This window comes from Pseudomonas frederiksbergensis (assembly GCF_003732665.1).
Classification (GTDB): Bacteria; Pseudomonadota; Gammaproteobacteria; order Pseudomonadales; family Pseudomonadaceae; genus Aquipseudomonas; species Aquipseudomonas frederiksbergensis_G.
The window spans coordinates 234,479-241,686 of sequence record NZ_MOBP01000002.1; the positions used below are offsets into that span (position 1 = coordinate 234,479).

The window sequence follows — 7,208 nt, forward strand, 5'->3', positions numbered from 1 at the left end:
ATCTGGTTTGAAAATCCGGCGAAAGAGCGGAAAACCGCGTTCGTTGCTGAACAGAAATGAACAGTTGCGGCTGAACAATTGAACAGTTCGACGGTTGACAATGAACAATAGTGAACAACACTCTACGCATGCAATTTGCCCCTGTAGGAGCATGGCTTGCCCGCGATGGCGTCATCGAAATCGCCATCGCGGGCAAGCCTCGCTCCTACAGGGTTATGTGGCGCATCAAGTGTTGTGTAACACCCATAAAAACAATAAAAGCTTTGCTCAGAGATCGACTGCCATGGCCGTACCTGCCTCGCCGCTCTCCCACGACGCCATCATTCAGGACTCCTGGTCCCGCTGCCGCGCGTTCGGTCTTGATCACCACAGTGTGCCGACCTTCGACCAGCTACCGGCCGACGGCATTGCGCAGTTGCTGGAGAGCCAGCATTCCCTGGTGCAGACCACCCATCAGGAAGTCCTGCCGTATTACGAGAACATCCTCAGCAACTCCAATTGCCTGATCATGCTCGCTGACAACCAGGGCCAGGTGCTGACGTCCTGGGGCACCCAGCGTTTCATCGAGCCGAGCCTGACCCGGGGTTTCAGCGCCGGCGCCAGTTGGATAGAACGTTGCAGCGGCACCAATGCCATCGGCACCGCCCTGGCTTGCGAGCAAGCGGTGCATATCGAGCACGATGAACACTTTCTGAAAGCCAACCGCTTCATGACCGGTTCCGCCGCGCCGATTTTCGATGCCGAGCGCAAGGTGATCGCGGTGCTGGATGTGTCCAGCGACAGTTACTTGCCGCCGTCCCACACCCTGGGCATGGTCAAGATGATGAGCCAGACCGTGGAAAACCGGCTGATCCTCAACCTGTTCCATGGCCAGCATTTTCAACTGACGTTCAACACCGGGTTGAACAACCTCGACAGCCAATGGGCCGGATTGCTGATTTTCGACGAGACCGGGCAAGTGCTGTCGGCCAATCGCCGGGCTGACAATCTGCTGGGGATCAGCCTGTCGCGAGTCAGTGTCGAGAGCCTGTTCAAGGTGTCGCTGCTGGAATTGCTGAATCAGCCCGATGGTTTGCCGTTTGCCCTGCAAGCCTCCGGGCGCAACCGCTTCCAGTGTTTGTTGAAGCGGCCGAAACAGGCGCCGATTCAGGCGAGAGTGTTTGCCGAACCGACCGTCACGACGCCCACCGCGATTAGCCTGAACACCCTGCACTTCGGCGACAGCCGCGTAGAAAAAGCCGTGCGCCAGGCCGAACGTTTGCTGGAAAAAGACATTCCGCTGCTGATCCACGGCGAAACCGGGGTCGGCAAGGAAGTCTTTGTCAAAGCGCTGCACCAGGCCAGCTCCCGCAGCAAACAACCGTTCATTGCCGTCAACTGTGCGGCGATCCCCGCCGAACTGGTGGAATCTGAGTTATTCGGCTATGAGAAAGGCGCGTTCACCGGCGCCAACCAGAAAGGCAGCATCGGCCTGATTCGCAAGGCCGATAAAGGCACCCTCTTCCTCGACGAAATCGGTGACATGCCGTTGCCGACTCAGGCTCGGTTATTACGGGTTTTGCAGGAGCGCTGCGTACAACCGGTGGGCAGCAGCGAGTTGTTCCCGGTGGATATCCGGATTATTTCGGCGACCAACCGTTCGTTGCGCGAGCAGGTTCAGCTCGGTCGTTTCAGGGAAGATTTGTACTACCGGATCGGTGGCTTGACTCTGGAACTGCCGCCCTTAAGGGAACGCACCGACAAACAGGCACTGTTCAAGCGCTTGTGGGAGCAGCATCGGGAACCGTCGCAATGGGCCGGGCTGAGCCGTGAGGTGATGGAGTTGTTCAGCCGTCATCCGTGGCCGGGGAATCTGAGGCAGGTCAGCAGTGTGATGCAGGTGGCGTTGGCCATGGCTGAGGAGCAACCGGTAAGGCCGGAGCATTTGCCGGATGATTTTTTTGTCGATCTGGAGATGGAACCGGTGGAGACGCCGGAGCCGTTGGCGGCGGATTTGAATGACGCCGAGGATTTGAATCGGTTGTTGCAGGCGGCTGGGGGGAATATCTCCCATTTGGCGCGGCGGTTGGGGGTTAGTCGCAATACCCTTTACAAGCGGTTGCGCCAGGCTGAATGACGGAGTGAGCCTTACTGGCGATGTTTGGCTTGAGACCTTCGCGAGCAAGCCCGCTCCCACAGTGGTCCGGTGTGACATCCAATAGTGTGTACAACACAAGTCCCTTGTGGGAGCGGGCTTGCTCGCGAAGGCGCCAGCCGGTGCACCACCAAACTTGTGGTCAAGGCAAAAAAAAACCCGCACAAGGCGGGTTTTGTTTGTAACGAGCGCAGCAGTCAGTCAGCCAAACGCCAGGTCGTGCCGCCTTTGCCGTCTTCCAGCACCACGCCCATGGCGGTGAGCTGGTCGCGGATGCGGTCGGATTCGGCCCAGTCTTTGCCCGCACGAGCCGCCAGACGCGCGGCAATCAGCGCATCCACTTCAGCCGCATCAACCCGGCCTTCAGCGCCGGCCTGCAGGAAGTCATCCGCCTCAAGCTGCAACACACCCAGCACGCTCGCCAGTTCTTTCAGGCGCGCTGCAAGCCCCGCCGCTGCATCGAGATCGCTCTCGCGCAGACGGTTGATCTCGCGCACCATCTCGAACAGCACCGCGCAGGCTTCCGGCGTGCCGAAGTCGTCGTTCATCACCTGAGTGAAGCGCTCGACAAACGCTTCGCCACCGGCCGGCGCCACGCTCGGCAGGCCTTTCAACGCGTGGTAGAAACGCTCGAGTGCGCCCTTGGCGTCCTTGAGGTTGTCTTCCGAGTAGTTGATCGCGCTGCGGTAGTGGCTCGACACCAGCAGGTAACGCACGACTTCCGGGTGGTACTTTTCCAGCACGTCGCGAATGGTGAAGAAGTTGTTCAAGGACTTGGACATCTTCTCGCCGTTGATGCGAATCATGCCGCAATGCATCCACGCGTTGGCGTAGGTCTTGCCGGTGGCCGCTTCGCTCTGGGCAATTTCGTTTTCATGGTGCGGGAACTCGAGGTCGCTGCCGCCGCCATGAATGTCGAAGGTCTCGCCCAGGCAGCAGGTCGACATCACCGAGCACTCGATGTGCCAGCCCGGACGACCGTCGCCCCACGGCGAAGGCCAGCTCGGCTCGCCCGGCTTGGCGCCTTTCCACAGCACGAAGTCCAACGGGTCCTGTTTCGACTCGTCGACTTCGATCCGTGCGCCGATGCGCAGGTCTTCGATCTTCTTGCGCGACAGCTTGCCGTAGCCCATGAACTTGGCAACGCGGTAATACACGTCGCCATTGCCCGGGGCGTAGGCGTAACCCTTGTCGATCAGGGTCTGGATCATGCTCTGCATGCCAGCGATGTGGTCGGTGGCCCGTGGTTCCATGTCCGGTTTGAGGATGTTGAGGCGCGCCTCGTCCTCGTGCATCGCGGTGATCATGCGCTCGGTCAGCACATCGAACGGCTCGCCGTTCTCCTTGGCCCGATTGATGATCTTGTCTTCAATGTCGGTGATGTTGCGCACATAAGTCAGGTTATAACCGCTGAAACGCAACCAACGGGTGATCAGGTCAAACGCGACCATGCTGCGGCCGTGGCCAATGTGGCAGTAGTCGTACACGGTCATCCCGCAGACGTACATGCGCACATTGTTGCCATCCAGCGGCTTGAAGACTTCTTTGCTCTTGGTGAGCGTGTTGTAGATCGTAAGCACTTTCAGTTTCCTTGAATCACTGGCCCCACGAATCACGCAAGGTCACGGTACGGTTGAAGACCGGAGCGCCCGGTTTCGAGTCCTTGATATCCGCGCAGAAGTAACCTTCGCGCTCGAACTGGAAACGGTCTTCCGGCTGTGCATTGCCCAGCGAAGGCTCCGCACGACAACCCGTGAGAACTTGCAGCGATTGAGGGTTGATGTTGTCCAGGAAACTGGCGCTGTCTTCCGCCTTTTCAGGGTTCGGCGAGCGGAACAGACGATCGTACAGACGCACTTCGCACTCGACGCTGGCTGCGGCCGGCACCCAGTGCACCACGCCTTTGACCTTGCGGCCTTCAGGGTTCTTGCCCAGGGTTTCCGGATCGTAGGAGCAACGCAGCTCGACGATGTTGCCATCGGCGTCCTTGATCGCTTCGTCGGCACGGATCACGTAGCTGCCGCGCAGGCGCACTTCGCCGTTCGGCTCCAGGCGTTTGTAGCCTTTTGGCGGCTCCTCCATGAAGTCATCGCGGTCAATGTAGATTTCACGGGCGAACGGCAGCTGGCGCACGCCCAGTTCTTCTTTCTGCGGATGACGCGGCAGTTCGAGGTTCTCGACCTGATCTTCCGGGTAGTTGGTGATCACTACCTTCAACGGACGCAGCACGCACATGGCGCGCGGAGCGTTCTGGTCCAGATCCTGACGGATGCTGAATTCGAGCATGCCGAAATCGACGACACCGTCGGAACGGTTGGTGCCGACCATGTCGCAGAAATTGCGGATCGACGCAGGGGTATAGCCACGGCGGCGGAAGCCCGACAGCGTGGACATGCGCGGATCATCCCAGCCGAACACGTGTTTTTCATCGACCAGTTGCTTGAGCTTGCGCTTGCTGGTGATGGTGTAGTTCAGGTTCAGGCGGCTGAATTCGTACTGGCGCGGGTGCGCCGGTACTGGCAACGCGTCGAGGAACCAGTCGTACAGCGGACGGTGGCTTTCGAATTCCAGGGTGCAGATCGAGTGGGTGATGCCTTCGATGGCGTCCGACTGACCGTGGGTGAAGTCGTAGTTCGGGTAGATGCACCACTTGTCACCGGTCTGGTGGTGATGCGCGTGGCGGATGCGATACATGATCGGGTCGCGCAGGTTCATGTTCGGCGAAGCCATGTCGATCTTGGCCCGCAGCACCCGTGCGCCGTCCTGGAATTCGCCGGCCTTCATGCGGGCGAACCAATCCAGGTTTTCTTCCACGGAGCGGTCACGGAACGGGCTGTTTTTGCCCGGCTCGGTCAGGGTGCCACGGTATTCCTTGGCTTGTTCCGGGCTCAGGTCGTCGACATAGGCCTTGCCGGCCTTGATCAGCTCGACGGCCCAGTCGTGCAACTGGTCGAAATACTGCGAGGCGTAGCGCACTTCACCGGACCATTCGAAGCCCAGCCATTTGATGTCGCTTTCGATCGCGTCGATGTATTCCTGGTCTTCCTTGGCCGGGTTGGTGTCGTCGAAACGCAGGTGCGTGACGCCGCCAAATTCCTGGGCCAGGCCGAAGTTCACGCAAATCGACTTGGCGTGACCGATGTGCAGGTAGCCGTTGGGCTCAGGCGGGAAACGGGTGACGATCTGCGTGTGCTTACCCGAGTCCAGGTCCGCCTGGATGATCGGGCGCAGGAAATTGACCGGCACGGCAGGGCCAGTCTTGGAATTCGAGGTAGGGTCGACAGTGGGCTTGCTCATAGGATCCTTGAACGTACGAGTGCGCGGCCGGAACTAAAGGCCTGACAAAACAAAGCCGCTATCATAGCCGATGCTGTCAAGCGGCTGACAGAGCAGGCCCTAAATCAGGTGCGTTTAATCCACCTGTTTTGAAAAACTGCCTCGAAATTAACGCCTGTCGCGCTAAACTGCGCACCTTGGTTGATACCGACCAGACCGGTTGCGGGCCCAAACGCCCCGAAACCCACGAATTTCTTGAAAGAGTGCCGATCATGACCCAAGTCAAACTGACCACCAACCACGGCGACATCGTCCTGGAACTGAACGCTGAAAAAGCACCGATCACCGTTGCCAACTTCATCGAATACGTCAAAGCCGGCCACTACGAAAACACCGTTTTCCACCGTGTAATCGGTAACTTCATGATCCAGGGCGGCGGTTTCGAGCCAGGCATGAAAGAAAAGAAAGACAAGCGCCCAAGCATCCAGAACGAAGCCGACAACGGTCTGCCGAACGAGAAGTACACCGTGGCCATGGCTCGCACCATGGAGCCGCATTCGGCTTCCGCGCAGTTCTTCATTAACGTGGCTGACAACAGCTTCCTGAACCACAGCGCTAAAACCACCCAGGGCTGGGGCTACGCGGTCTTCGCCAAAGTAGTTGAAGGCAAAGAAGTCGTCGACAAGATCAAAGGTGTTTCCACCACCATGAAATCCGGTCACCAAGACGTACCAGCAGACGACGTGATCATCGAGAAAGCCGAGATCATCGAAGCGTGATACTGCTGATTTCAGACTTGCATCTGGAAGAGGAGCGCCCGGACATTACCCGGGCGTTTCTGGATTTGCTCGCCGGACGCGCCCGCTCGGCGAGTGCGTTGTACATCTTGGGCGACTTTTTTGAGGCGTGGATTGGCGACGATGCCATGACGCCCTTCCAGCGTTCCATCTGCCTGGCCCTGCGCGATCTCAGCGACAGCGGCACGGCCATTTTTCTGATGCACGGCAATCGCGACTTCCTGCTCGGCAAGGCCTTTTGCAAACAGGCCGGCTGCACGATGTTGAAGGACCCGAGTGTCGTGCCGCTTTACGGCGAGCCGGTGCTGTTGATGCACGGCGACAGCCTCTGCACCCGTGACGTCGGCTATATGAAGCTGCGGCGCTACCTGCGTAACCCCGTCACCCTGTTCATTCTCCGGCACCTGCCCCTGAGCACCCGGCATAAACTGGCGCGCAAGTTGCGCAGCGAGAGCCGGGCGCAGACGCGGATGAAGGCCAATGACATTGTTGATGTCACGCCCGAGGAAGTGCCGCGGATCATGCAGGAGTTTGGCGTGAAAACCCTGATCCATGGCCACACCCACCGCCCGGCGATCCATAAGTTGCAGATTGGCGAGCAAGCGGCCAAGCGCATTGTGCTGGGGGATTGGGATCGTCAGGGCTGGGCGTTGCAGGTGGATGAGCAAGGGTTTGCCCTGGCGCCCTTCGACTTCGCCCCACCGCCGCAACTGGCAGCCCCCACAAACTAACGACCAAACCCAAATCCCCCTGTAGGAGCGAGGCTTGCTCGCGAAGGCGTCGTATCAGTCGAAATATGCACTGACTGACATGACGCCTTCGCGGGCAAGCCTNNGCGAAGGCGTCCTGCCAGCCAGCATCTCTATCAACTGACCCACCGCTTTCGCGAGCAAGCCCGCTCCCACAGGGGATCGGCGGTGTTATCAAATATCCGACCTGTCAAAAACCCCCGTAGGAGCGAGGCTTGCCCGCGAAGGCGTCGTATCAGTCGAAATATGCAC

General features: G+C 59.1%; 5 protein-coding genes. 3 read left to right on the forward strand and 2 right to left on the reverse strand.

Going from position 1 to position 7,208, the window contains the following annotated elements; genetic code table 11:
- The first annotated feature begins 283 nt into the window (after window positions 1-283).
- Window positions 284-2,116, forward strand: a complete 1,833-nt coding sequence (locus tag BK665_RS04100; protein WP_123403097.1) for a sigma-54-dependent Fis family transcriptional regulator — start codon at window positions 284-286, stop codon at window positions 2,114-2,116.
- Between the two features lie 215 nt (window positions 2,117-2,331).
- Here the strand turns inward: BK665_RS04100 and cysS are convergent, their stop codons facing one another.
- The gene (gene cysS, locus BK665_RS04105) at window positions 2,332-3,714 is read right to left on the reverse strand and encodes a cysteine--tRNA ligase (protein ID WP_123403099.1); all 1,383 of its coding nucleotides are present in this window, start codon (window positions 3,712-3,714) and stop codon (window positions 2,332-2,334) included.
- Window positions 3,715-3,730: 16 nt separating this feature from the next.
- Window positions 3,731-5,431, reverse strand: a complete 1,701-nt coding sequence (locus BK665_RS04110; RefSeq protein WP_123403103.1) for a glutamine--tRNA ligase/YqeY domain fusion protein — start codon at window positions 5,429-5,431, stop codon at window positions 3,731-3,733.
- A 251-nt stretch (window positions 5,432-5,682) separates the two neighbouring features.
- Between BK665_RS04110 and BK665_RS04115 the strand changes: the two genes are divergently transcribed.
- Window positions 5,683-6,189: a peptidylprolyl isomerase gene (locus BK665_RS04115; protein WP_123403137.1), complete on the forward strand. Its 507-nt coding sequence runs from the start codon at window positions 5,683-5,685 to the stop codon at window positions 6,187-6,189.
- Complete coding sequence (gene lpxH / locus BK665_RS04120) at window positions 6,186-6,938, forward strand: UDP-2,3-diacylglucosamine diphosphatase (RefSeq protein ID WP_123403105.1); 753 nt, start codon at window positions 6,186-6,188, stop codon at window positions 6,936-6,938. Before BK665_RS04115 ends, lpxH begins: the two co-directional genes overlap by 4 nt.
- Window positions 6,939-7,208: the final 270 nt, after the last annotated feature.

Excerpts from the sequence above, each read along its gene's own strand:
- BK665_RS04100 (WP_123403097.1), top strand. The coding sequence starts at position 284 with ATGGCCGTACCTGCCTCGCCGCTCTCCCACGACGCCATCATTCAGGAC.
- BK665_RS04110 (WP_123403103.1), bottom strand. The coding sequence starts at position 5,431 with ATGAGCAAGCCCACTGTCGACCCTACCTCGAATTCCAAGACTGGCCCT.
- BK665_RS04115 (WP_123403137.1), top strand. The coding sequence starts at position 5,683 with ATGACCCAAGTCAAACTGACCACCAACCACGGCGACATCGTCCTGGAA.